Below are 25,461 nucleotides of genomic sequence, written 5' to 3'. Positions count from 1 at the left end.
GCGAGGGATGATCATGCGGCAGATCATTATGAAGCAACGCTAATATACATTTCGCAGGTTCCGTGGTTCGAAATGGGAAATACGGTTTTCCCGAGGAAAATCATTTGCGCCTCAGCCCGATGGTGGTAGACGCACGGAGTGTCAGGATCCAATTCGAGAGTACGCCGCTGCCAAAGCTGATTATCCAGATTCCTTGCTATAACGAAGCCGAGACGCTTGCGACAGCGCTGAGTGATCTGCCGCGGACCGTCACCGGGTTTGACAGCGTCGAATGGCTGGTCATCGATGACGGCAGCAGCGACGAGACGGTGAGGGTCGCCGAGGAAAACGGCGTAAACCACATTGTGCGTCATACCAGCAACCGCGGTCTCGCCTATGCCTTCATGACCGGCATCGAAGCTTGCCTCGCGCGCGGCGCCGACGTGATTGTCAACACCGATGCGGACAACCAGTATCGCGCCGCCGACATTCCGGCGATCACCAGGCCGGTGCTGGAGGGGCGTGCGGATATGGTCGTGGGCGCGCGGCCGATATCGGAGATAGAGCACTTCTCCCCGGTGAAGAAGCTTCTGCAGAAGTTGGGCAGCTGGGTCGTGCGGGTGACCAGCGGCACTGATGTGCGGGATGCCCCGAGCGGCTTTCGCGCGATCTCGAAAAACGCGGCCCAGCGCCTGATCGTGTTCAACAACTATACCTATACGCTGGAAACCATCATCCAGGCCGGGCGCAAGAACATGCGCGTGGTCTCGGTTCCGATCCGAGTCAACGGTGATTTGCGGCCGTCAAGGTTGGTGAAGAGCATTCCTTCCTATCTGAAGCGCTCCATCTTCACGATCATACGTATCTTCGTCATTTACCAGCCGGCTCGGTTTTTCGGCTGGATCGCGGCTATCCTCTTCAGCCTTGGTTTTTTGCTCGGCCTGCGCTTCCTTTATTTCTATTTGACCGAAGGGGTTAGCGGGCATATTCAGTCGGTGGTCCTGGCGGGCGTGCTGATGACGATGGGTTTCCAGTCCCTTCTCGTCGCCTTTCTGGCCGACGTGATCGCCGCCAACCGCAAGCTTCTCGAAGACATTCGTTATACGCAGCGTTCCACGCAGGGAGAGAATGGCAACTACGCAGAAGCCCGCTTCAGCAGGAAAGCAGGATAGGAAGATGAAGGTAGCTGGCGGGCAGGCGGAAGACGGTATCGTCATAGGCAACACCTATGACAAATATGGCACGCGCAACCCGATCGCCCGCCGGATGGTGCAAGGTTTCGAAGCGGCATTGTCCAGCTTGGTGACTAAGGTGAGGCCCGCTACTATTCACGAAGTCGGATGCGGAGAAGGCTATTGGGTCATGCGCTGGCTGGAGCAGGGTATCGACGCGCGAGGCACCGATTTCTCTGCCCAAGTCATCGGAATGGCAAAGGAGAACGCGCGCGGAAAGGATGTTGACCACCGGCGTTTCGCTGTCCGCAGTATTTATGAGGTGGCCCCTGAACCAGACAGCGCCGATCTCATCGTATGTTGCGAAGTAATGGAGCATCTCGAGGAACCGCGGAAGGCATTGCAAGCGCTGGAGCGTATCGTCAGGTCGGACCTGATCCTCAGCGTACCCCGGGAGCCGATCTGGCGTGTCCTGAACTTGGCGCGCGGGAAATACATCTCGGCCTTGGGCAACACGCCCGGCCATCTGCAGCACTGGTCGCAGCGCGGCATCGTCGCGCTGGCTTCAGAGTTTTTCGATGTGGTCGAGGTTCTGTCTCCGCTGCCATGGACCATGATGCACTGCAAGCCGAAGAAAAGGCATTGATCGTGGCGCTTGGCCCTCGTGCCAAGACCTGGCTCAATCGCATTGGAGCCTTGCTGGGGTTGGCCGGTGTTGTTTTCGTAGGGATCAGACTCCAGGGGTACACCGGCGAGATCGATTTTCGCCGCATGGGAGCAGCCAGCTACACCGCCATTATAGCCTTGGCCGGCGTCTATGGAGTGTCGAACCTGCTGCTTGCTCTCGGCTGGCGACATCTTCTGCACCACCTTGGTGCTCCCGTCTCGCGGCCTTGGGCGATTCGCACCTATGCCATTTCGCAACTCGCCAAATATGTTCCCGGCAATATCTTTCAATTTGCAGGACGGCAGGCGATCGGCGTGGCGGCCGGCATCGGCAACGGACCGCTCGTCAAGTCGACCGCCTATGAAGTGGCGGCCCTCATTGTCGGCGGACTTCTCTTTTCGCCGCTTGTGTTGCCGCTGGTCGTGACCGGTTTGCCGGATTGGTTCGGCTGGGTTTCGTTCGTCGCGGCAGTAGCTATCGCGTTTTGGCTGATTGGCCATCTCGGCGGTGCCGCTTTTTGCCACGCCGCGATCTGCTATTTCGGGTTTCTCGGGCTTTCGGGCCTGGTCTTCGTCGCAGTCTTCGACCTTGCAGGTGGAGCTCGCGAATTCGCGCTCTACCCGGCAATCGCTGGAGCATATATCTTGGCCTGGCTTTTGGGGCTTCTAACTCCGGGTGCGCCGGCCGGGCTCGGCGTCAGGGAGGCGGTACTGCTCTTTCTGCTTGGAGGGCTCAGCTCGAGCCCAGTCATTTTGCTGGCGGTGGTGATCGGGCGAGCGGTCACTATCCTGGGCGACCTTCTCTTTTTCGCCGGCGGGCAGGTCGCCCGTCGCTCTTATTGGATAACCAATGAACGAGACTGACGGAACCACATTCTATAAAGTGACTTTTGGGCTGCTGGCCACGATTGCACTTTTTGTCGGACTAGGTGTGAATGGCGCGCTTCCCGGCCTGATGGTGCCCACGACGGGCCAAGCCATCTGGATGCTGGGTTTTGCGCAATCTTTTGCCAACGGTTGGTCGATTTATGCAACAAATTTTGGGTTGCCAAATCCAGCGGCAATCTCTTTCGGGCTCGCTGCGGCCTTGCCGACTGCACTTTTCCTGAAGATCGGCATCCCCGCGGCAGACGCATATTCGCTGGCATTCGCTCTGTGGTTTTCTATTGCCTTTTACGGCGCATATAAATTCGTGCGCTTTATCGGAGGCAGGGGTGGCATTTCTCTTCTATGTGCCCTGCTATGGCTAACTGCGCCTGTCATATGGCAGCACTCGGATTACTCCATGGTATCCCTCGGAATCGCGCTTTTGCCGGCCTATTTCTACGCGGCATTGCGTTTCGTGCGTTACCAGCGAGATCTGCCTTCATCTATTTTGTTGTTTGCGGCCACTCTGTCGGCCGTCTTCATGGACGGTTACAGTTTCATGATGTTTGCTTCGGGAGCGGCGGCGCTATTGCTAGTTAGCTTTGTGTGCCCTTCGGCCGAAAGAAGACAAATTTTGTACAGGTGTTCTCCGGTAATATCTGCATCGTTTGCAGTCTCTTATTTATTATATACGATTTACATCGGCAGAGGAGGCTTCGATGGAGAGGATCTTGATTTTTTTCGCGCTTTCGGGTCGAATTTAGAGTTCTTCTTCATTCCTACGCGCGGATACATGCTAGTTCCTGACCTTCTTGGGTTCAGTGCCGTGCGCCAGGAGAATCAATATTTCGGTGATGGCTCTGTATTCAACGCTACATTCGCACTGATTTTAATTATTGCTGCGATTTTTTCGTTGGCAACGAAGGCATCGGATGTTAGGTTAAAGCTTGCGTTCCTGCTTGTCTGTTTTTGCGGCTTCTATATGGCTTTGGGACCGTCGTTCAAGTTGAATGTCCTGAGGCCTGAGGGCATCGGTCCTTTGATGCCTCTCCAGTATGCACCGTGGCGGACCGGAACCGAACTACTTTCGACATATTTGCCCGGGTTTAGCAACATGCGCGCTAGCTATCGATGGGTGGCGCTTGGCATGTTTGGTGCGTGGGCGCTGCTCGCGCTGCATGTGGCAAGCCACCGGGTGCAGTCGGGCATTACAATAACAATCATATTGACCGGCATCGCTTTCAACATTCCGACGCGTGCGGCCATCACTGCTGACGTTAACTCTCGAGAGGCGATCGCTGGGATCGATGACTATGTCGAAAATCTGCGGCCAATCTTTCGGCCTGGGGAGAAGGTTGCATTTCTGCCATTTGGAAATGACTTCTTCGCTAACTACATGGCTAGCAAGTTAGATATCCAAACCTATAATATAGGCGGCGACAAGAATCTCGCAGTCGCGATGGCCGACTGGCCTGATACGATGCTTGCGTTTGAGCCGGGAAAGGCTGGCCCTGAGTTCGGAAAAAAAATTCTGCGGCTACTCTCGAAGAAAGATGCGGAGGTCGCTGCGATCCCGTACATCGATCTATTGTGGGCCGCTCATCAGTGGCCATATCCTCGTGAACATTTCGATGAGCTGCAGCCCTATATAGAGGAACTTCAGTCATCGGGAATCGTCGATGTCACACGTACCGACAACTTCGCTTTTCTTCGTCTCAAGGCCGCGCCCGCTATCTCGCAATTGGCGCCCCCATGAGCATAGAAGCTCCTAAGGGATGTTTGGTTGCAGGTACATTGATCTGGTCGCAAACAGATTAGGAGATCATCTCTGGGAGAATGCAGTGGCTTTTCAACAATACGTTGCCAAAGATCGCTTTATTGGCGAAATTCATTTCGACTTCCTCATAGCAAACGCAGTTGGCCAGCAGTGGTACGACAATTCACCAGAGCAGTTCATGCCCGAAAGGCAATGGTGTCTCGAGAAATTGAAACCGGGGATGACGGTCGTGGATTGCGGCGCTCACCACGGCATCATGAGCGTGATCTTCGCTAAGGCCGTCGGTGCTTCGGGCCTTGTTCATGCCTATGAGGTGTTGCCGCAGAATGCCGCAGTCATCAGTCAGAACGCTGATCTGAACAGGCTGACCAACCTCATCGTTCATCCTGTCGGCCTTGGTAGGACACGCGCCCGGCTCGGTTATAACTCCAATCTCAGCAATGCAATTATTGATGGAAGGCCTGGCGCTATGGTTCAGCTTGTAGCTTTGGACGACGACCTACCGCCATCTGTCACCATCGACTTTCTGAAACTTGATGTCGAGAGCTTCGAGGTTGAGGCTTTGGAAGGAATGCCAAGAATATTGGACCAGCGTCCGATCATTGACCTTGAGATACATAATTTCCTATTTTCCGATAGGACGCGAAGGCTCAGCCAATTGGCCGTTCTATTGAGCGGGCGGGGCTACAAGTTCACGCTATTGGGTGAAATTTTTGGTGAATTCCGCGATTTGGGAGGCATTTTTGATATCGCCCAAATCGCGCCCTTCGACAATCCTCATGTCTTCTGCGAGTTGCGCTAGATCACTCGAATAGCGTCTTCGAGGTTAATGAAGACGAGTGCCAGTAAAAGTTCATAGTAGCACAGAATTCGGCGAACCATGTGGTTATCAGCGCTCACAATAGCTGGACGTTTTTGCGCCGGTTCGCCCGCCTCATGAACCAACCCAGCTATCGTGATGGTGCTTGATATAGAGCGCCTTGAGCATGCGCTCCAACCGTGCCGACAAAAGTTTCTGTTGATGCGCTGCACGCCAGCGTTCCGCGTCATTGGCTTTCTGTTTGACAGAGTCGGAATTCGACGAAAGCTCGGCAAGAAGGTGTTGAATCCCGAGAGCTATCGAATCAGGATCGTGTCCTGGCAATTCAAATACCGCCTCACGAACGTCATCGAAAATCGGAAGCGGAGTAACGGCCACGGGGCGTCTGGTCGCAATTCCATGGCGAACGGCCGCGCTTGAGGACTCTCCGGTTTCCTCGTAGGGAAAAACGATTAGATCCGCCTCGGTCAAAAGTGCGAGACTGGCCTGGTCGTCTAAAAACTCGGTACGAAGCTCCACCTGTTGATCCAGTTTCAAATTGGTGATCAGGTCGCGAGCTTCATCGATGAGCTGCCGTGATTGTGGAACAGCATATTCCGCGTTTACCATCCGCAGCCTGACATCAACTCCATTCTTGCGAAGCAGGCCCACAGCTCGGATAAGTGCATGAAGCCCCTTATGCGGCAGAAAGAATCCGTATGAGGCGAGGAGATACGGCCCTTTCGCGTCACGGCGTGCTGCGTCTTGAGGCGTTGCGGAATTCTCGATCAGCCCATGCGGAAACAGCGTGACATTGTCGACTAGGCCAATGTCCTTCAGGCGATTCATATCAGCTATGGAGTGAACGAGAATCCTGTGGCAACACGATAATGCCTTGCTTATGTCCTTAAGCCTCTTATTCGGTGTAAGAGGATGGTCTTGCGTCGAGTGCATCGCCAAAACGACCACTGTCCCGCGCGCTATTTGCGCTTCAACAAACTTGGGAAACTCATCGAAATCAAAGAAGCCATAATTGAATTGAATAACAAGAACGTTTATGGAGTTTTCCTGGATTAGCTTTGAAGCGTAATCTAATTTTCCGCCTTGCGACCAGCATCGAAATATTTCTTCATTTGGAAGATTGACCGCTGATTCGTTCGTGCCAAAGATAACAGGTCTTTTCGAAAACTCCGCCAGCAGATGTTCTGAATATCCCGCTATGCCACAAGTCGTTTTCCAGGTCGACATCCAGCCTACCCAAGGCTCCTTCTCAACCTTGATTGACGACCGCCTTGCGGCTTCTACGAGTTGCTGAGCGGCTCCTGTCCAACGAAATTCGCGCAGGAGTTTCTTTCGGCCGAGAGCGGCACGACGCTTCAACTCCTGCTTCGGAAGTTCGAAGACGCCATGCATTGTGTCGGCCAAATGTTCGATATCCGCTGTGGCCCACACGGAATCGCTGAGGCCGAAATGTGTTTGCGCTCGTTCAAATTTATAGTCTACTAGCCATGCTATGTCAGGGTTGCAAAATTCAAGTTGTCCGCCCCAACCCGTTGTAATGACTGGGAGTCCTGACATCATTGCCTCCGCCATAGGAAGTCCGAATCCCTCGGCACGACTTGGAGCAACCAGGACATCGCAGCTTTCGTAAAGCGCCTTTAGGCGGGAATTATCAAAGTCCTCAAAGATTATTTGAACCTCTGGAAAATCAGGGCGGTCGCCGATGGCCTCTCGAAGCCAACGCTCAATCTCATTATGCGGATTTGGGAATGTCTTGATTATTAGGACAACGTTATCCCGAGACGAAAAGGCTTTCCCATAGGCTTCCAGCAACAGGTCCGCACCCTTTCGGGGAAAGCAGGACGACACGTGCAAAAACCTGAATTGCGCGGGTGGTAGCTGAAATGTCGGGTCAGCGACCACACGGTCCCAATGATCGATGCCACATCCGGAAACCGCCAATGGTACTGTGACGCCATGATCGACAAGAATTTTTTCAACATGAGGTGACAAGCACGTAATCGCCTGCAAATGTTCGTTGAACTCCTCCACCCATTCCAGAGGGAAACCGGATTCCTCCCAAGCGTAATGGTGAAGCATATTAACCGGACTAATCATATCCTTCACGCGCGGTGGATAGAGAATGCGGCTAGTTACGTCGACGTTCTGCTGTCCAAGTTCCGGAGATCGAATCCACATCGCGTCGAGATCCGGATTCTGCATCAGATAATGTGGGTTTGGTAGAAAGTCGCCCGGTCCCTCCGTGGAAAATAGCGCCACGTCATGGCCCAATTCCGATAATGCGCGCGCCGTCTCTCGATTCAGCAATGCCAAACTATAGCTGCTGTCGAACGGCCCTTCGACACGCCACTTTAGTTTTTTCGACAAAACGAGAGGTGTCTCATATCTCTTCTTTGTTCTGAAGCTGACATCTATGGCTTCAGCCGTGCGCAGAAGATCTTCGTCTGTAGCCCCATCGACTGAAGCAATGGAGTCGATCAAAGCCGGATAACTAATCCGGGCCCCACTCTTCACCGCGGTTCGCTGCGATTGGCTTAACACGCTTTCGAATGTTTTGATCGCCTTCTCCGCGGATCGATCCCAGGAAAATAGGTGGGCTCGATCCATGCCACGTCGCGACAGCTCCGCGCGAAACCCGTCGTCGGTGAGCGCAGCCAGCATCTTGTCGGAAATGGAGCGTTCATCCATTGGATCGAAGAGCGCTTTGTCCCAGCCGACTACTTCTGGAATACTGGTTGTCCCTGATGCGATTGTTGGGGCACCGCACTTCATTGCCTCCAATGCGGGAAGGCCAAAGCCCTCATGCCAAGACGGAAAGACGAACAGGCGGCAGATGTTGTAAAGCTCTACGAGATCCTGGTCGCTAACATATCCAAAAATACGAAAATCTTGATCCGTCAAACCCAAGGAGTACGCTCTTGATCTTATCTGTTTCGCAGGAGTTTCAGCAGTTTTTCCAACTATCCCCAACATATGACGTCGACGGACATCAGGAGGTAGAGCAGCAAATGCGCCAAACAACCGCTCGATATTCTTACGATAATCGACACCGCCAGTGTACAGGACAAGCTCTCTATCTAGGGAAAATTTTTTCCCAATTTTGTTCTTGTTAAATGGAACCAGACGTCTGAATTCATCTGATGTCGATCCAGATATATTGAACACCTTCTCTTTATTCAGAGAGAGAATAGAAATGGCCTCGTCGGCAGTGTATTGAGATATGGCTAGGCATATGTCTGTTCTTTTTAAGTGCTCAATTTTTTCAAAGTAGAATTTCTCAGATGGCGTACCAGACGGAAGGTACATATCTCTATATATATAGGGAATCAAATCATACAGGGTGGTTGCTATTAGCGATGAGCCCGAAAGTTCGTGTATACTAGAGGCTGAATGATCACTGAAACCCTCGAATAGGCTACTTATGTGAACGACATCTGCATGAAGTGAGTCGGTGAAGGCTTCAAATATCTTTTCAGACGCCGTCTTTCGCCAGCCGACATCATACCAGTCATCGCCCAAGCGGCGATCCGGGCCATTCCAAACGTGGAAAGAGTAATGTGGAGCTACATTGCTTAAGGAATCAATTATAGGGTCAACTGAGTCCGACATATTTCCGTTCAGAACGAAGCATACTTCATGGTGTCCGCGATTTCGATAGATCGCTTCAGCAAGAGAAATTGTATAGCGACCTATTCCTCGAAATCGACTTTCGGTCTGCGCTCCCTGGAGGTCTAAGGCAATTCGCATTAGATTTCTCTTCTTTTCTTTAGAGAGTATTCCAGATCTAGGAAAATTCTGTTAGCATCGGGGGAATTGAGTACTAGTTTATTAATGTGGCGATCTTCTCTCAATCGATATGAGTAGGGAATAGAGAAATCTGGATATGAGGAAACGCCAATATAAGTTGTATCACCAGACGTATATTGGATTATAGCAAAATTACGAAATAGGTTAAACAAAGTCGGGTGGCGCCGTAGGTATTTAGATAAGAGCGCCTTCAGTTTAGGTCGCCTCAGGACAAAATGAATTGCCAGAACAGCAAACGAACGTCTTTTGGATTCCTTGCGTCGCCGCAAACCGAAACCCATAATAATGCGTTTCAATGCTCTACCGGTTCGTCGATAGGGGCCGATCAATTTCCATGATCGGCTTTTATAAATCTCTTCAATTTGCTTCTGTAGAGTTTCGGATCTCAGCCACCATTCGTGCGAGCGCGATCTTTCTATTGAGAGATCATGCTTCAAATTTGCTATGGCATCGGAATTCCCCGATACTACGGAAACAAACCGGGCGATTTCAGCATCTCGCGCCTCGATAGCAGCTTGTCCATCAGCCAATTGCCTTGAGGTAGTATCATTCATATCCGCCAATCGTTGCTGGAGACGGGCGATTTCAGCATCCCGCTCCTCGATGACAGCCCGCATATCCACCGATCGGCTCACGGTTGCAGTTTCCCCATCCGCCATATATCGCTGGAGGCGAGCAATTTCGCCATCACGCGCATCCAGTTCACGCCGAATCGGCGAAAGCATATTGGACTTGCTGGAGACGGGAAGAACGAACTCGTCGAAATAATTCGGCCCAGGCCCGAATGAGTTTTTCAGCTCGGGATGGTTTTCGCTGATGTAGAAGCGATTCAAGCCGTCGAAATAGACAAATTCGTAGCCGAGTCCCTTCAGGTGCAAATCCCATTCATCGTGGCTCTCCTCATTCGTAAGCGGTATGGTACTTTCTACCACGACGATCCAGGGGCGCACCGACGAAGAGCCCCAGCTTTCGATGACCGCCGATTCCATGCCCTCGACATCAATTTTGAGCCAGTGAATGTCCCTTTCAGCATTGCGATCTAGGAGGTGTTGGAGGCTGACAAGTGGCACCCGAATCTCTTTCATCTCAAATCCGGCTTCGGCGTGATGCTTGGCAATGGCAGGATCTCCGGTACTGAGACCCGTTCCCGGAAATTCATGGAGGGTCAACAGACCTTTGCCTGTTCCTATCGCGGCCTCGATCACCTCTTCATCCGGTCGCGCATCTCGCAATTTGGCGGCATAGTGGGCGGTGGGCTCCACATGCACTCCGCGCCAGCCTTGCTCGTAAAAGGAGAGACTTACCGACTCCAGGACCGGATCTTGGGCGCCGATGTCTATGTAGAAGCCCTTCTCAACAGATTTGAGGGCACGCCACAAGATGACGTCTTCGAAATTCTGAGCGTATGAGGTGATCATCAGAGCTCAGGAAACAGCGAAAAATGAGCCTTGTTCAGCGACACGGGCGGAAGTTCGATACGCCGATCTTCGGGAAAAAAACTCGCCGCGATCAATCCATCGCCGCTGTATGACTGCTGCACATCATGCTCGGCCAGGATGACCGCTCCTAACTCCAACAATGCTTGCCTGCAGTCGGTATGCGTGGTTCGCGAGCCCGAAATGCTGCTGTGATGTGTCGAGACGATCACAAATCGTAGCTGTTTGTGCTCCACCGCTGCTGCCATTGAGCGAATGAAGGGCAGTTCCGCTCCCTGTACGTCCATATGCAAAATCTCTATCGTCCGTTCATTGGCCAATCTGGATACCGCCACCATATCGAGACAAGGCAATGTATGCATTTGTCCGTCCGATTCCCAATGCAACTCGACGCTTTCGCGGCTCTCGCCACCGACGCAGCTATTGTGAAAATTGATGCGATCCTCGAGCCCATTCAGGCTCGCATTGTATTGGCCCAACTGAAGATTGTTCAGGTCTGGTTCGATGCAAATTGCCGACGAGCTGGGAATTTCATTCAAATACCACAAGGTATAGTAGCTCCAAAAAGCGCCCAACTCCACGATCAGCGAATTGTGACGCACATAACGCAGGATGTGGTGGAAGACCAACTCCTCCTGTGGCTCGTGATGGCCCTTTAGGGCACGGATGATCTGCGCCATCCAGTCGCCGTGGTATCCTCCCGCTTTCATCTGTAAGCCATTATGCATGATCTGCACCGGGCCGTTCGCCGTGTCCAGAATGCGCCCTGCGTCCCATACCTTGGGGATGCTGGCGCAATCGAGACAACTGCTCGTCATTATGGCCCGCTCGAGCTCATTCACGCTACAGCTCCACGGATGACGAACCGAGCGTCAAGCGCGGACGTTCCGATGAAGAATGGGTGGTTCGCATTAATCACGTCGAATACCTGTGCGTTATCCTGCCACTCGTAATTGTTCTCCAGATGTGTGTCTGAGCTGGCTAACGATACCGAGAACGAATAGGAGCCTTGACCCAGCGTACAAGTGAAAGGCAGCTGGAATTCGATCTTCTCGCCTGCCTTTACCTCCTGGAGGGCTTGCTGCGTGTGCCAGGTGTTGGTGCCCCACACGACATGGCCGGTGCGGTCGCGCAGCATAAGGCCAAGCACTAGGCGGGACACATCCGCCTCTGCTTTCGCGACCAGCCTCAAGACCAGACACTGGCCTACGCGGGCAACCTTCACCGGCTCGCGGCTCTCTGCGTCGAGAAGTTCCAGTGTCGACGCCGTGACCTGAAACGTTCCCGATCTGGTAAACGTCCAACCGCCTTTTTCCCGCCGCTGCTCCACCGTGAGCTTTGCATTCTCCTTGATCGCTATCAGGGCGTTATAGTAATCGATCACCTCGTCGGGCGACCCGTCCTTCAGCACATGCCCCTTATCCAGCAGGATCACCCTGTCACACAATGCCCTCACGTCGCCCAGGCTGTGAGTGACGAGAATAATCGATGTGCCCGCCGCCTTGAAGCTGCGTATCCGGTCAAAGCTCTTGTGTTGGAAATAGCTGTCGCCAACCGAGAGCACCTCGTCGACGATCAGCACCTCCGGCCGTTCGGCGGTGGCAAGCGCGAACGCCAGCCGCGCCTGCATGCCGCTCGAATAGGTTCGGACCGGCTGGTCGAAGAACTCGCCTATCTCGGCGAAGTCCTCAATCTGAGGCATGAGCTCGGTCAGCCGCGCCTGCGAAAGACCCATCAGACCACCCGCATGGAAGGCATTCTGGCGTCCGGTGAATTCGGGATTGAAGCCGAGCCCGAGTTCCAGAATAGCGCTGACGCGGCCGCCGACATGGGCCGCGCCTTCGGTCGGGCGTACCGTGCCGGTGATCAGCTTCAAAAGCGTGCTCTTGCCGGCGCCGTTCTGCCCGATCAGCCCAAGGGCTTCTCCCGGGGACAGGGAAAAGGAGATGTCCCTGACCGGCCAGAATTCCTCCGTCGGCGTAACTGGCGCTCCGAACCAGCCGGCAAACCTCTCGAGGTTGCTGGCATAGTTCGCATAGCGTTTCGACAAATGACTTACGGAGAGCACGGTCATGGTTACAGCACGTCGATGAGTTCAGGGCTTGCACGGCGAAAGAAGATCATCGCGAAGACCATGCTGAGCAGCCCCAGAATGGCCGGCATGATGAGGCTTTCGGGGCTGGGCCAGCGGTTGAACAGCAACGCATCCTGGTACAATGCAACCAAGGGAGCCATCGGGTTGAGGCTGAGCACGAAGCTGTATTGTTCCGGCAGGACGTTGGCTGGATAGACAATCGGCGTCAGCCAGTACCAGAGCTGCAGCACGATCGTCATGACCTGCGCGACATCGCGAATGAAAACGTTCATCACCCCGAGGATGACACCGAGACCGAATCCGATTGCGGAAATCAGGATGATCCCGACCGGCAGCAGGATCAATGCGCGGCCTGGCATGTGGCCGAGGAAGATGAAGATCACGAAGATGGCGACAAGCAGCAGCAGGTGGTTGATTAGCGCCGTGCCGCCGACGATCACAGGCAGGCACAGGCGCGGAAACGCGATCTTCTTCATGACCGGTGCTTGCTCGATGAAGACGGTCATGCTGCGCGTAAGGATCTCGCTGAACAGCGTCCACGCGGCCATGCCGGACAGAAGGTAGATCGGGTAGGCCGCGGGGCTGTCCGTGTCCGGAAGCCGTGCCTTGAGCACTTCCGAAAGCACGATGGAGAAGATGATCGCCTGCGCAAGCGGGTGAAGGATGAACCACAGGCCGCCCAGGCGCGACCGCACGAAACGCCCCTTCAAGTCGCCTCTGATGGAGGAAATGATGAAATGGCGGTAGTGCCATAAGCTTCGCAGCATGTGATCGACCCTTTGCGCGCTGCGTCTTGCCGTCAGCGGGCGTTACATAGCCGGTGCCAATATCCGAAAACGTCGGCAATTGTCTGTTCGAACGGCACCAAAGGCGTCCAATTCAGCCTATTGTGTGCTTTTGCCGCATCACCGCACATGACGGGAATGTCATTGGGGCGGAATTTGGCCGGGTCGGTACGCACCTCGATGTTGATGCCCGACTGCGCTATGAGCATGTCCAGTATATGCTGGATCCTCCGCGGTCGTCCTGATGCGATGTTATAGACATGGTCGGGCCCGGCATCCAGCTCCAGAAGCGCCGCACTCGCATAAGCGCGCACCACGTCGCGAACATCGAGGAAGTCGCGCTCGGCTTCGAGATTTCCGACGTGAATGACGGGCTCGCTTTTTCCCGACACGATCTCGGCAATCTGCCGCGCGAACGCGGAAACCACATAGGCGTCCGACTGACCAGGGCCGGTATGGTTGAACGGGCGAAAGCGCACCGCGCGCAGGCCGTCATAGGCCATTTGCCCGATCATCAAGTCCGCAGCCGCCTTGGTGGCGCCGTAGACCGTCATCGGTTGAAGCGGCACGGTTTCCGTCACTGGGCCGGCCACGCTCGCAAACGAAGCCCCATAGGCTTCCGAACTGCCAATGTAGACGAACCGGGCCTTCGGCGCGTGGCGCATCACCGATTCGGCAAGGTTCATCGTTCCCGTGAAGTTGACGTTCCAGGCATGGCGCGGCGCGTTGCGGGCATCGGAAGGTGCTGCAACCGCGGCCAAATGAATGAGCGAGGTGGGCTGGACCTCCCGCACGGCGGTGTCGACCGCATCCCGGTCCAGCAGGTCGATGGCATTTCGCTGGCCTTCGCCATGGCCAAACGCGAACACCTCGCAGGAACTGTGTTCCCGTTCCAGGAGGCGCAACAGCGCAGAGCCGACAAATCCGCTTGCCCCGGTAATCAGGATACGATGCTTCAAATTACCGACCATGAGGCAAAAACGGTTCCCATCCAGCTTAACGTCTGGCTGGGTTCGCGTGGCGTTCGAGATCCGCATCCACCATTTCGCGGATCATCTCTTCCAGCGAGATCGTCGCCTCCCAGCCCAGCTTCGCCTTTGCCTTGGCTGGATTGCCGAGCAGGATTTCGACTTCCGCCGGCCTGAACAAGTCGGGGTCGATGACAAGGTGATCGTCAACATTGAGCCCGACGTGCTCGAATGCAATCCGGCACATGTCGCGCACAGTCGTCGTCCTGCCTGTCGCGATCACGTAATCATCCGGCTGGTCCTGCTGCACCATCAGCCACATCGCGCGGACATAGTCCTTGGAATGACCCCAATCACGCTTGGCGTCGATGTTCCCGAGCCGCAATTCCTTTGCCATGCCCTTCTTGATGCGCGCGACCGCGTCAGTGACTTTGCGGGTGACGAACTCAATGCCGCGAAGCGGGGATTCATGATTAAACAGGATGCCGCTCGAGGCATGCAAACCGAAACTTTCACGATAATTGATCGTAATCCAATGGCCATAAAGTTTCGCCACCGCATATGGAGAGCGTGGGTGGAAAGGTGTCGTCTCGGATTGCATCGGTTCCTGGATAAGGCCGTACATCTCCGAGGACGATGCCTGATAGAAACGGGCTTCAGGCGATTCGAGGCGGATGGCCTCAAGCACATTGGTCACGCCTATGCCGGTCACGTTGCCGGTCAGGATCGGCTGCTGCCACGACGATTTGACGAAGGATTGAGCGGCAAGATTATAGACCTCATCCGGCTTCACGTCGCGCATCGTTCTAGCCAGACCAGACAAATCCGTCAGGTTTCCGTCCACGATCCGAACATCTTTTTCAATGCCAAGCCACTTCAGGCGCGTGGTGTTCACATCGGCGGTGCTTGAACGCCGCGCAAGTCCGTGAACCTCATATCCTTTGGCAAGCAGGAGTTCCGCCAGATAGGCGCCGTCCTGCCCGGTAATGCCGGTAATCAAGGCTTTCTTTGTCATCAATGTTCTCGGTTCTATCTAGTGGTTGCTCGCCAAGCACCGCGAGCTGATGGGTTGTCAGCTGCGGCCGTATATGTCGTCGAAGCGCACGATGTCATCCTCGCCGAGATAATCGCCGCTTTGTACTTCAATGATCACCAGATCGATTCTTCCCGGGTTTTCCAGCCGATGTTTGTGACCGCAGGGGATGTAGGTCGATTCGTTGGTCGCCAGAAACAGCTCCTGGTCGCCATTGACTATTTTCGCGGAGCCGCTGACCACGACCCAGTGCTCGGAACGATGGTAGTGCATTTGCAGGCTCAAACGTCTACCGGGCTTCACCTCGATGCGTTTGATCTTGAAGCGCTCGCCTTCCTCCAGAACCGTATAGGTACCCCACGGGCGGTGCACCGTGCTGTGAAGCAGGTGCGCTTCATGTCCAGAAGCCTTGAGGTCGTCAAACAGCTTCTTGACGTCCTGAACACGGTCGCGGGATGCGACAAGCAACGCATCCGGGGAATCCACGATCACCAGGTCGCTGACGCCGACCGTGCCGATGACGCGCTTATCGGAGCTCACATAGCTACCGGTTGTGTCGATCATGTGAACATCGCCGCGTATCCTGTTCCCGCTTGCATCGGGAGCGATCAGGTCGGCCATTGCGTTCCACGACCCGATGTCGTTCCAATCCATGTCACAGGGAACCACGGCAAGATTGTTTGTCTTCTCCATGACCGCGTGGTCAAGCGAGACTCGCGGGGCGGAGCCAAAGTGCTCGGGCGCGAGTTCGATCTTGGCAAAGCCTTCGCCTTGACTGAAGTGGCCGTTCTCATAGCTGTCGGAGACAGCCTGGATCACCGCGGGACAATGCAAAGCCATTTCGTCGAGCATGGTTTGTGCGCTGAAGCAGAAGATGCCGCCGTTCCAGAAGAAGCGCTTGGATGCGACATAGGCCTTGGCCGTCTCGAGATCAGGTTTTTCAACGAAACGGACGACTTTCTCACCATCCGCTTCGATATAACCGAATGCAGTGTCCGGTCTGGTCGGGCTGATGCCCAATGTGGCGATCCGCCCCAGCTGGGCGTGTTCGATGGCCCGGCCCATCACGGCCAAAAAAGCAGGCAGGTTGCCAATCATGTGATCCGCCGGGAAGACACACAGAATCGCTTCAGGACCCTGCGTTGCCTTGGCATGGATAGCGGCCGCCGCCACCGCGGCGGCCGTATCGCGGCCTTCCGGTTCGAGCAGAAATGTGCGCGGCAACATCACGGAATCCAGTTCGTCGAAATCGTCTTTCGTCAGGAACAGGTGTTCTCCGGACGTTACCACGACGAGTTCCACGACATGCTTTATCGAAGCTGCGCGCAACACTGTGTGTTGGATAAGAGAATGTCCGTCAGCCACTTTGAGGAAAGGTTTGGGGTGCGATTGCCTGGAGGCGGGCCACAGTCGCGATCCGGCTCCACCGCTGATGATGACGGGAACCACTTTCATTAAACGACCTCTGTTTCGTTTGTGGATGTGATTGCCCGCGCTCTTTCGAGCGTCAGCGCCACGATCGCTGTCGCTCTGCTTGGGTCCATAGCCTCTGAATAACAGCGAAGCTCCGGCGCGTTGCCGGACGGCCGCAGATGGATGATCTCGCCGGTTTCCATTTCTGTCCTTAGCCCGTCAGTCTCGTCGACGTCGGCAACGGTCCCGAACGGCGCCAGAAATCGCTGCAGTGCATCCCGGTCCGCAAGCCGGCGCATCAAGCTGCGGGAACTCTCCACCGGAAAATTTTCGAGACGTTCGCTTGCGCAGGCGGGAAGATTCCACAGTTCGCGCAAACGCGACAGGGATTTTCCTGTCGACGCGACCATACCGAGAACGGCGAGGATGGGGAGCAGGGAATCTCGTGTCGGCAATGCCGTCAACGTTTTTCCGTGAAGTGAACAGTCCGACCCCAGGAGAACGCCACCATTGGCCTCAAAGCCAATGACGATTTTTTCGGGATGATAGGAGGCTTCCATGGTTTCGACGACAAATGGAGATCCCACCTTTGTTCTCAGAACCGTAAAACCGAAAGCTTCCGAAATGCCTGAATTGGAGGTCACGGGCGTCACTACAATATCAGCCCGCAAGAACAAGGCCGTGGCGAGGCCGATCAGGTCGCCACGAAACAGATCGCCATTCTCGTCGGCGATAAGTGGTCGATCGGCATCGGCGTCGGCCGACACGATGGCGTCGAGCTTGAATTCTCGAGCCCAACCCTTGAACTTTGCAATTGTGGTCGGGTCAACGGCTTCGGTGTCGACAGGTACGAAGGTATCGGACTTCCCGACAGGTATCACATGGGCGCCAAAAGATTGGAGAACCTTCACGAGAAGGTCCGCCGCGACCGAACTGTGCTGATAGACGCCGAGCCTCATGCCTGAAAGGGATCCAGGCTCCAGGATGTCGTCAGCGCGCGCGCGATAGGCGGTAATCGCCTGGTCATGATGTCCTGGCAAAGCCGTTCCTATTGCCGGCGGGGCGTTATAAGCGTCTGACCTTTCCGCGGCATAGCGTGCTATAGCGGCTTCATCGGCCTTGCTGATCTCACCCTGCGGGTTATAGAATTTGATGCCATTGCGGTCAGCGGGTATATGCGAACCGGTCACCATAAGCGCCGCTGCGCCATGCTGCCGAGCATACAACGCCAAAGCTGGTGTTGGAATGGCACCGCAATCGATCGGTTGAAATCCACCAACCACCATTGCAGCCATGCAGTTGGCTGCAATGGTCGGGCTACTATCGCGCAAGTCGCGACCTATGAACACCTTGGCCTTCGGCTGGAGCCCGCCTGCTGCTAGGCGCCAAGCGAAGGCTTCAGTATAAAGTCCACTCGGTTTGCCGACCAGTTCCGAAGCCAAGCCTCGAAGGCCACTCGATCCAAATTTCATTACTTCACTTTGGCTAGTGTGGGGGAAGGCCGTCATATTGCAGTGCGCCCATCTGTCAACCGGAAATCGTTTGGCCAGCCGTCCAGTGTTCCTCGGGCTGTTCCAAATAGTGCGTCGGTAATGGCTTGGGCGAGACTTCGTGAGTAGTCGACCAGAAAGGCGGCGTCAAATCCGCCGAAATTTCCAATCTTTCGGCCGGTCTTGTAATCCACCTGAGTCGCGCGACAGTGTTTATAAGCGGAAGCTACTTTTCCAGTCGCTGTTACATGATATCTTCATCAACGCGCTCGTTCATGAGACGCCGGTGAAAAAATCCCTGGCGATGGCTTCAAGTCCACGCTATGCGATAAAGGCGGCGGGGGCCGAGAAATTTGCGCTAACATAGGTGGCCGGTGGCGAATGGTATTCGACCTGGCGCGGCATTGGTGTTGAAGTTCTCACGTCCGGAGTTCAGTACTGCCCAATGGTATCCTATATAGAAGCTGTGTTCGGGCTCAGGCCTCAGATGCGGCGCGCCTTCATCATGGTCCAGGACGTGGTCATGGTCCTGGTCGCCGTGGCGCTCAGCCTCGTCCTGTCGCGGTCGGATCTTTCCTTTGGGGCGCTCTCCACGGAGGGCCTTGTCACCTGGGCCGGCATCGTGGTCATCAGCCATCTGCTGTTCAGATATTGCGGCCTCTACACCACGGTCTGGCGCTTCGCTTCGACGCCTGATTTCTTCAACATCCTGAAGAGCTGCGCGATACTGACATTCGTCCTCTACGCCGTTTCGCTGTTCGTGCGTTCCTTTCAGCCTGTCGCGGGGCTCAACGAGCGCCAGTTCATCGTCTTCCTGCTCGTCTCCTTCACCGTCATCTCGGCGCCCCGGCTGTTCTACCGCTTCCTGCGTGACGGCGCGAGCTGGGGTGTCCTCAGCGGCAAAGCCGACACGGCGCGCACCAAGCAGGCCCTGTTCGTCGGGCGGCTCGGCGAGGCCGACCTGATCATTCGTTTCACGCGCACGGCGCAACCCCCCGATCATACCATAGCCGGCATCATGGCCACCGAGCATGGCGCGCCGCTCGGCACGCGCATTCAAGGGGTCCCGGTGGTGGCGACCCGGCCGCGCCTAATCGATGTCCTGGAGGACTATGCGAGCGGCACCAAAAGCCTCGATCTGCTGATCTTCGGCAGCGGCGCCGAGCATGAGATCGAGGAATACTCGGAGCTGGTCCGTGTCGCGCGTCACGCCGACATAGCGGTCGTGCAGTTCGCAGGCCTTTCGCAACTGGGCCAGGAGGGAAAGCTCGTTCTCGATGCCGTCGAGATGGAAACGATCCTGCGCCGCCCGACTGTGCCATCCGACATCGAGCGCATCGGCGCCTTCGTCGGCGGCAAGCGCGTCCTGGTCACGGGAGGCGCCGGCTCCATCGGGCGGATGCTGGTCAAGCGGTCGCTGGAGCTTGGAGCCGAGGCCGTGCTGGTCGCCGACAATTCCGAATTCGGCATCTTCCAGTTGAGCCAGTATATCGACGAGAAGCATCATGATCGCCTCAAGGTCCGCATCGTCGATGTCGCGGACCGGCGCCAGATGACGCGCGTGGTCACGGAATTCAAACCTGACATCATCTTCCATGCAGCGGCGTTGAAGCATGTTCCGCTGCTGGAGGAGAATTGGGAATCGGCCATCCAGACCAACGTCTTCGGCACGCTTGTCTGCGCCGAGGTCGCGGCCAAATGCGGCGTGGCGCAATTCGTAATGGTCTCGAGCGACAAGGCCGTCGATCCGACCTCCGTGCTCGGCATGACCAAGCGGGCCGCCGAACAGATCGTCAGCGCCCTGCACGGCACGCCGGCCGGCGAACCGGGCGGGCGTCGCGCCTCCACCAAGTTCATCGCCGTGCGCTTCGGCAACGTCTTCGGCAGCAATGGCTCGGTGGCGACCATATTCCAGGCGCAGATCGAGGCCGGCGGGCCGGTCACCATAACCGACCGGCGCATGACGCGCTATTTCATGACCGTCGCCGAAGCCGTCGATCTCGTCATCATGTCGGCGGCCGATGCCGCCTCGCGGCCGGCCGGCCAGGATTACGCCGTCTACATGCTCGACATGGGCAAGCCCGTGCCGATCGTCGAAGTGGCCGAAACGATGATCCGCATGGCGGGAAAAAGCCCCTATACGGACATTCCAATCCGCTTCACAGGCATCCGCCCGGGCGAAAAGCTCCACGAGACCCTGCACGGCGAGGACGAGGAACTGGTGGAACTCAGCATTGCCAAGATCTTCGGCCTGAGCACCGATGTCGCGCAGTGGTCGGATGTCCAGACAGCACTTGCGGCGCTTCAGCAGGAGATGAAGAGCCAGAACAAGGCAGCTTCGCTTGCCGCGCTTGCCGGTCTTGACCGCGCCAAGAAGGCGAGGGGGGCCACGCCTCAAGAGGTGATCCCGAAAACGGCTGGGCAGGCGACTTAGGCTGTGCAGAAAACAATCTTGAGTGCTTGATCTGGTCGGCGCCAATGCATCGTGGCAGGCGCGGATCTCGCGGCTGGGTCGCCTGTTCAAGGGCCAGTTCGCGGACTGGACCGATCTCAATCTTGCCGGCCTTGCCGTCAATCGCGATCTCCTTACGAAGGATGCGGTGGCGTGCCTCGACCTGTTCGCGAACGGTCGGCGAGGTTCCCTTTTCCAACGCCTGGGCGCCCTGCGCAAAAGCGGCGTCTATCGACAGACTTTTGCCGGCACCCTTGGGCTCTATCTCGCCTTTGTCCTGGGCCGTATCTGAAATCGCGAACCGCGCGGCGCGCTTGGTTGGGAAGGCGACCTCGTGCTACGCCGGCCGGATTGACGGGCATCGCTGGCGGTTATCGCGTAGAGCCCTGGCAGGGAGCCCTATTGGCCACATGAAGACAGCCAAGAAAATCTTCGATCTCGCCGGTGCGGCTGTGCTGCTGGTGGCAACCTCTCCCATTCTATTGCTGGCCATTGTCGCCGTCCGGGTATCCTCGCCCGGTCCGGTGATTTTTTCACAAACGCGGATTGGCCGCGAAGGTGTGCTTTTTCGCTGCCACAAGTTGCGGACGATGTACCAGGGAACGCCGTCCTTGCCCTCGCATGAAACCCCGGTGAGCGCCGTGACATCGGTTGGAAGGGGCTTGCGGAAATTCAAGCTCGACGAGTTGCCGCAGCTCTGGAATGTCCTGCGCGGCGAAATGAGCCTGGTCGGGCCGCGTCCTTGCCTGCCGACCCAGACGGAACTGATCGAATGCCGAAGGCGGCTGGGCGTTTTGCAGGCTTTGCCCGGGATGACAGGCTTGGCCCAGATCAGGGGCATCGACATGTCGAGCCCGCAACTTCTGGCCGAAACCGATGCCACCTATCTCAGGAGCGCGTCGTTCTGGCTCGACCTTCGGATCCTGTTTGGAACACTTTATCGCGGCTGAGCAGCCCCGCTCCAGAAGCGGAAACCGGTCTTTGGGCCGGAATCAAACAGGACGTCGGGGGTTTCGGAGCCGCGCGATCTCGGTCAGACGCTCCAGCGTGTTGGTTTCCGGCGCCCAGCCTTCCGAGGCAAGCAGCGAAGGGTCGCATATCTGCGTCGCCGTCAGGCTGTCCCAGAACATCCGCTTGCCAAGCAGTGTGGCGACCGTCCGCATTGGTCCATCTGGCACGGTCATCAGGCGCGTCGGCCTCCGCAAGCCGCGGCGAAAGGCACCGATGACGGCAGCGACGGACACCGGCGGCTCGTCGCTGGCGAGATAGATCGGACGAAGTGGCTCGGAATGGCAAAGCAGATGCCACACCGCCCGTGCCGCGGATTGCGATGACAGCAGCGAACGGTTCGCCGTCAATGCGCCCGTTGGCATCGGCAGAGCCGTATCGGCGAGCCGCATCAGCGTCGCCAGGTTTCCTTTCATGCCGATCCCGTAGACTGGAGGCAGCCGCAATATGGCCGCGTCGGCACGGCCATTCGAGGCATAGGCGCCCAACACGGCAATTTCTGCTTCGCGTTTCGAGCGCCCGTAGGCGTCTTGTGGATCGGGGATCGTGTTTTCGTCGATCGTTGCGCTGGCACGCGCGCCGATCACGGCCCGGATCGAGGAAAGATGAATGAACCGTCCGCTTGCCTGCGTGGCGGCGGCATGCGCCAGGCGTGCGCTCAATTGCGCATTGGCTGCCCGAAAATCGGCTTCGGTGGCATTGCCCTGATCATTGTTCAGACCCGCGCAATGGACGACATCCGTAACATCCCTGGTCAGCGCCAGGAAAGCCTCGGCAGGTGCATCGTACCCAGGCATCAGCATCGCGTCGGGCCCGGCATCAAGTCTATTCGGCTGGCGGGAGGCAAGGCGAAGTTCGACGCCGGCCTCACGAAGCCGATGGACCACTTGGCGGCCGATGAAACCCGTCGCGCCCGTAACCAGGACCTTCATTGTCTTGCCCGGACCGGCTATCGGGCGGCTGGCGGAGGCGCCAGGTCTGATGGAATGGCTTCCGTCACCAGTGGAACGGCTTGGCTTTTCGGTGGTGACATCGCCTGGGCTCCCACCCTTGGTGGAGGGGCCTGCCTTTCCACCAACGCGGCCTGGCGCCCGCAGGCAAGATATGTTCCCGACACCAGGAAGACCATAAAGACCGAGTCCAGAATGTCATGGCCGATCAGAATGCCCGTCATGCCGGCAGTCAGATAGGTGATCACGACGGCGACGATCATGGTGGCGCCGAACCGTTCGATCGGATCGGTGCTGTCGCGAAGGACCAGGGCTGCATTTCTGACGGCAGCCACAAAGATCGCCGCCAGCGTCACCGCACCCAGGATTCCCGCTTGCACCAAGGCGGTCAGGAAGCCGTTGTGGAAATGACTGAAACCTGCATCCATCCCGAACTGATCCTGAAAGCCCTGCTTGATCAAGAGCCGGGTGGCACCCACCCCATGTCCAAACAATGGCATCTCATGAAATGCCTTCAGGCCGATATCCCAAAGCGCGACACGTAGTCCCAAAGCAGTCGTGTGGTCACCATGGGCCGCCAGCGCATCCCAGTCGGAGTGCAGAAATGCGACGCGCCCCGCTATCGTCTGGAACCCGAAAAACGCGATAGCGACCGCAATCGCGGCCAGCAGCAAAAGCACGCGAACGGCATCTCTCCCTCTTAGCTTCTGCTGGTTGATCAACAGAACGGCGACACCGGCAATCAGCAGTGCCAGCCAGACGATGCGCGTACCGGAGTAGATGATGGCGATCGTTCCGCCGAGTGCGGCGCAGGCGAGGGCGATCCTGTATTTCTCTATACCCGATAGGGCAGCGGCCACGCAGATCACCACTGCAAGACAGAGGACCTCAGCAAAAACGATCGCATTCCCCGCCCCGCCCTCGGCGCGCATGCCAAGTCGATATTGCTGATAAACCGCCAGCAGCAGCGCTCCGAAACAAGCCGCCATGCTGGCCAGCACAATGATGCGGACGAGCGTTGTTTTTTGCGTAGTGCTCCAGGTCGAATAGGAAATGGGAAAAAACAGAAAGGTGATCAGCGGGACAAGATGCCGTGCGTCCTTGACGATCGCGTGGTTGACGATGGACGCCAGGACATTGCTTGCGCAATAGGCGTAGATCGCGATCGTTAGCGCCATCATCGCCCGGTCGACATTGAAGTGCCTTCTCTTCAAGACGATTAACAGGACGGACCATAGTCCGCCGCCATTGAACACGAAGCTGACCGCCGATCCCAGGACCGGGGGAGAAAAGAAGCAGAGAATGGAGAAGTAGACATTGATACGCGAAGGCGTGATTTGCTGTCTTATGAATGAAAGCCGGTTCAATTTTCGGACCCGCTATTCTCGAGAAAATTTATGCGGCACATCGTGTTCGGTGAAACCCAACATGCTCACCTCGAAATTGCCCATTGATAATGCATCTTGCCCTTTCTAAGCGTATAGCGGCTGGGCCGCTGTTTCGATAGTACGCCGTGATCGATTGCCGCTGAAACCCCCGGTCGGCACCGGTTGACCCTGCAGCATCCCCAGCGATCTCGCAGGCAATATTTTTCCAGCCTTTTCCCGGCTGGAAGCTCTCCAAGCAGAAATTTCCGGGTTTTGGCGCAATCGTGGAAAATTCATTCCCGAACGAATGGCTGTCGGGCTCGTCTTGCATTGTTCTGGGCCGCGACGATCTGCTAGAACGCCCGCACGAAACACTTGTCCAGAAGCGAAGCTTTGAAACGGGCGCAAAAGGCTCGATGATTTGACGCAGGATCTTCTGTTGCAAGGCATGAGAGAACGCTCACGGTTCATGATACCAGCGCTTACGCATCTGCAGCGGCTTGAAGCCGAGTCCATTCACATATTCCGCGAGGTCGCGGCAGCCTTCACCAAGCCGGTCATGCTCTATTCCGTCGGCAAGGATTCGTCGGTGCTGATGCATCTGGCGATGAAGGCGTTCTATCCGGCCAAGCCGCCATTCCCGTTTCTTCACGTCGACACCACCTGGAAATTTCGCGAGATGATCGCATTTCGCGATCAGATGGCGAAGAAGCTGGGTTTCGATCTTCTGGTTCATGTCAACGAAGATGGCGTGCGCGACAACATCAATCCGTTCGATCACGGCTCGAACACCCACACTCATGTGATGAAAACCGTGGCGCTGCGCCAGGCGCTCGACAAATACGGCTTCGACGCTGCCTTTGGCGGCGCCCGTCGCGACGAGGAAAAGTCGCGCGCCAAGGAGCGCATCTTCTCTTTCCGCAACGCCCAGCATGTGTGGGATCCGAAGAACCAGCGGCCCGAAATGTGGAAGATCTTCAACACACGTATCGCGCAGGGTGAATCGATCCGCGTCTTCCCGCTGTCGAACTGGACCGAGCTCGACATCTGGCAGTACATTCTGCAGGAAAACATCCCGATCGTGCCGCTCTATTTCGCCAAGCGGCGGCCGGTTGTCGAACGCGATGGCATGCTGATCCTCAAGGATGATGATCGCATGAAGCTACTGCCCGGCGAGGTCGTGGAGGACAGGTTGGTGCGATTCCGTACGCTCGGCTGCTATCCGCTGACCGGCGCCATCGAATCCGACGCCGACACACTTGAAGCCATCGTTGGCGAGATGCTGACGGCACGCACCTCCGAACGGCAGGGTCGGTTGATCGACCGCGATGAAGCCGGTTCGATGGAAAAGAAGAAGCGCGAGGGGTACTTCTGAC

General features: G+C 56.4%; 20 protein-coding genes. 9 read left to right on the top strand and 11 right to left on the bottom strand.

What is annotated here, in order from left to right; translation table 11 throughout:
- Positions 1-104: 104 nt before the first annotated feature.
- From LB516_RS06415 to LB516_RS06395, 5 genes are all read left to right on the top strand, one after another.
- The gene (locus LB516_RS06415) at positions 105-1,151 is read left to right on the top strand and encodes a glycosyltransferase family 2 protein (RefSeq protein WP_224683657.1); all 1,047 of its coding nucleotides are present in this window, start codon (positions 105-107) and stop codon (positions 1,149-1,151) included.
- A gap of 4 nt (positions 1,152-1,155) precedes the next feature.
- Positions 1,156-1,797 carry a class I SAM-dependent methyltransferase gene (locus tag LB516_RS06410; protein WP_224719157.1) on the top strand — a complete coding sequence of 214 codons (642 nt, stop codon included), beginning with the start codon at positions 1,156-1,158 and terminating at the stop codon, positions 1,795-1,797.
- Positions 1,758-2,681, top strand: a complete 924-nt coding sequence (locus tag LB516_RS06405; protein ID WP_224622159.1) for a hypothetical protein — start codon at positions 1,758-1,760, stop codon at positions 2,679-2,681. The genes LB516_RS06410 and LB516_RS06405 overlap by 40 nt, the downstream gene beginning before the upstream one ends.
- The gene (locus LB516_RS06400) at positions 2,668-4,440 is read left to right on the top strand and encodes a hypothetical protein (protein ID WP_224719156.1); all 1,773 of its coding nucleotides are present in this window, start codon (positions 2,668-2,670) and stop codon (positions 4,438-4,440) included. Before LB516_RS06405 ends, LB516_RS06400 begins: the two co-directional genes overlap by 14 nt.
- Positions 4,441-4,525: 85 nt before the next feature.
- Positions 4,526-5,263, top strand: a complete 738-nt coding sequence (locus tag LB516_RS06395; RefSeq protein WP_224719155.1) for an FkbM family methyltransferase — start codon at positions 4,526-4,528, stop codon at positions 5,261-5,263.
- 132 nt (positions 5,264-5,395) lie between these two features.
- On the opposite strand, the gene LB516_RS06390 is transcribed toward LB516_RS06395, so the two are convergent.
- The 9 genes from LB516_RS06390 to LB516_RS06350 all read right to left on the bottom strand — a co-directional run bounded on the left by LB516_RS06390 (position 5,396) and on the right by LB516_RS06350 (position 18,290).
- Positions 5,396-8,800 (bottom strand): glycosyltransferase, encoded by a 3,405-nt coding sequence (locus LB516_RS06390; RefSeq protein WP_224719154.1) that lies wholly within the window; start codon positions 8,798-8,800, stop codon positions 5,396-5,398.
- 227 nt (positions 8,801-9,027) lie between these two features.
- Positions 9,028-10,506, bottom strand: coding sequence for an FkbM family methyltransferase (locus tag LB516_RS06385; RefSeq protein WP_224719153.1), 1,479 nt, complete (start codon positions 10,504-10,506; stop codon positions 9,028-9,030).
- Entirely contained in the window at positions 10,506-11,366 is an 861-nt protein-coding gene (locus LB516_RS06380; RefSeq protein WP_224719152.1) for an FkbM family methyltransferase, read from the bottom strand. The genes LB516_RS06385 and LB516_RS06380 overlap by 1 nt, the downstream gene beginning before the upstream one ends.
- The gene (locus LB516_RS06375; protein WP_224719151.1) at positions 11,363-12,598 is read right to left on the bottom strand and encodes an ABC transporter ATP-binding protein; all 1,236 of its coding nucleotides are present in this window, start codon (positions 12,596-12,598) and stop codon (positions 11,363-11,365) included. The genes LB516_RS06380 and LB516_RS06375 overlap by 4 nt, the downstream gene beginning before the upstream one ends.
- Before the next feature lie 2 nt (positions 12,599-12,600).
- Positions 12,601-13,314, bottom strand: coding sequence for an ABC transporter permease (locus LB516_RS06370; RefSeq protein WP_411969382.1), 714 nt, complete (start codon positions 13,312-13,314; stop codon positions 12,601-12,603).
- A gap of 104 nt (positions 13,315-13,418) precedes the next feature.
- Complete coding sequence (locus LB516_RS06365; RefSeq protein ID WP_224683649.1) at positions 13,419-14,375, bottom strand: GDP-mannose 4,6-dehydratase; 957 nt, start codon at positions 14,373-14,375, stop codon at positions 13,419-13,421.
- A gap of 25 nt (positions 14,376-14,400) precedes the next feature.
- A complete protein-coding gene (gene gmd / locus LB516_RS06360) occupies positions 14,401-15,387 on the bottom strand; it encodes a GDP-mannose 4,6-dehydratase (protein WP_140663224.1) in 987 nt (328 codons plus the stop codon).
- A 57-nt stretch (positions 15,388-15,444) separates the two neighbouring features.
- The gene (locus LB516_RS06355; RefSeq protein WP_224719149.1) at positions 15,445-16,860 is read right to left on the bottom strand and encodes a mannose-1-phosphate guanylyltransferase/mannose-6-phosphate isomerase; all 1,416 of its coding nucleotides are present in this window, start codon (positions 16,858-16,860) and stop codon (positions 15,445-15,447) included.
- Positions 16,860-18,290 carry a phosphomannomutase gene (locus LB516_RS06350; protein ID WP_224719190.1) on the bottom strand — a complete coding sequence of 477 codons (1,431 nt, stop codon included), beginning with the start codon at positions 18,288-18,290 and terminating at the stop codon, positions 16,860-16,862. The genes LB516_RS06355 and LB516_RS06350 overlap by 1 nt, the downstream gene beginning before the upstream one ends.
- 463 nt (positions 18,291-18,753) lie before the next feature.
- Between LB516_RS06350 and LB516_RS06345 the strand changes: the two genes are divergently transcribed.
- The 3 genes from LB516_RS06345 to LB516_RS06335 all read left to right on the top strand — a co-directional run bounded on the left by LB516_RS06345 (position 18,754) and on the right by LB516_RS06335 (position 21,710).
- Positions 18,754-20,742: a UDP-N-acetylglucosamine 4,6-dehydratase gene (locus LB516_RS06345; RefSeq protein WP_041163495.1), complete on the top strand. Its 1,989-nt coding sequence runs from the start codon at positions 18,754-18,756 to the stop codon at positions 20,740-20,742.
- A 22-nt stretch (positions 20,743-20,764) separates the two neighbouring features.
- On the top strand, positions 20,765-21,052 hold the full coding sequence (locus LB516_RS06340; RefSeq protein ID WP_023771497.1) for a hypothetical protein: 288 nt from the start codon (positions 20,765-20,767) through the stop codon (positions 21,050-21,052).
- 118 nt (positions 21,053-21,170) lie between these two features.
- Positions 21,171-21,710 carry a sugar transferase gene (locus LB516_RS06335; RefSeq protein WP_224719189.1) on the top strand — a complete coding sequence of 180 codons (540 nt, stop codon included), beginning with the start codon at positions 21,171-21,173 and terminating at the stop codon, positions 21,708-21,710.
- Positions 21,711-21,752: 42 nt separating this feature from the next.
- Here the strand turns inward: LB516_RS06335 and LB516_RS06330 are convergent, their stop codons facing one another.
- Both LB516_RS06330 and LB516_RS06325 read right to left on the bottom strand, forming a co-directional pair.
- Positions 21,753-22,700: an NAD-dependent epimerase/dehydratase family protein gene (locus LB516_RS06330; RefSeq protein WP_224622150.1), complete on the bottom strand. Its 948-nt coding sequence runs from the start codon at positions 22,698-22,700 to the stop codon at positions 21,753-21,755.
- A gap of 17 nt (positions 22,701-22,717) precedes the next feature.
- The gene (locus tag LB516_RS06325) at positions 22,718-24,085 is read right to left on the bottom strand and encodes an O-antigen ligase family protein (protein WP_140878446.1); all 1,368 of its coding nucleotides are present in this window, start codon (positions 24,083-24,085) and stop codon (positions 22,718-22,720) included.
- Positions 24,086-24,554: 469 nt separating this feature from the next.
- Here LB516_RS06325 and cysD point away from each other — a divergent pair, with 469 nt between their 5' ends.
- Positions 24,555-25,460: a sulfate adenylyltransferase subunit CysD gene (gene cysD / locus LB516_RS06320; protein WP_015318702.1), complete on the top strand. Its 906-nt coding sequence runs from the start codon at positions 24,555-24,557 to the stop codon at positions 25,458-25,460.
- Position 25,461 lies beyond the last annotated feature (1 nt).

The sequence above is a fragment of the Mesorhizobium sp. CO1-1-7 genome (genome assembly GCF_020164885.1).
GTDB classification, from domain to species: domain Bacteria; phylum Pseudomonadota; class Alphaproteobacteria; order Rhizobiales; family Rhizobiaceae; genus Mesorhizobium; species Mesorhizobium australicum.
This window is presented reverse-complemented; position numbering and strand designations above follow the sequence as displayed.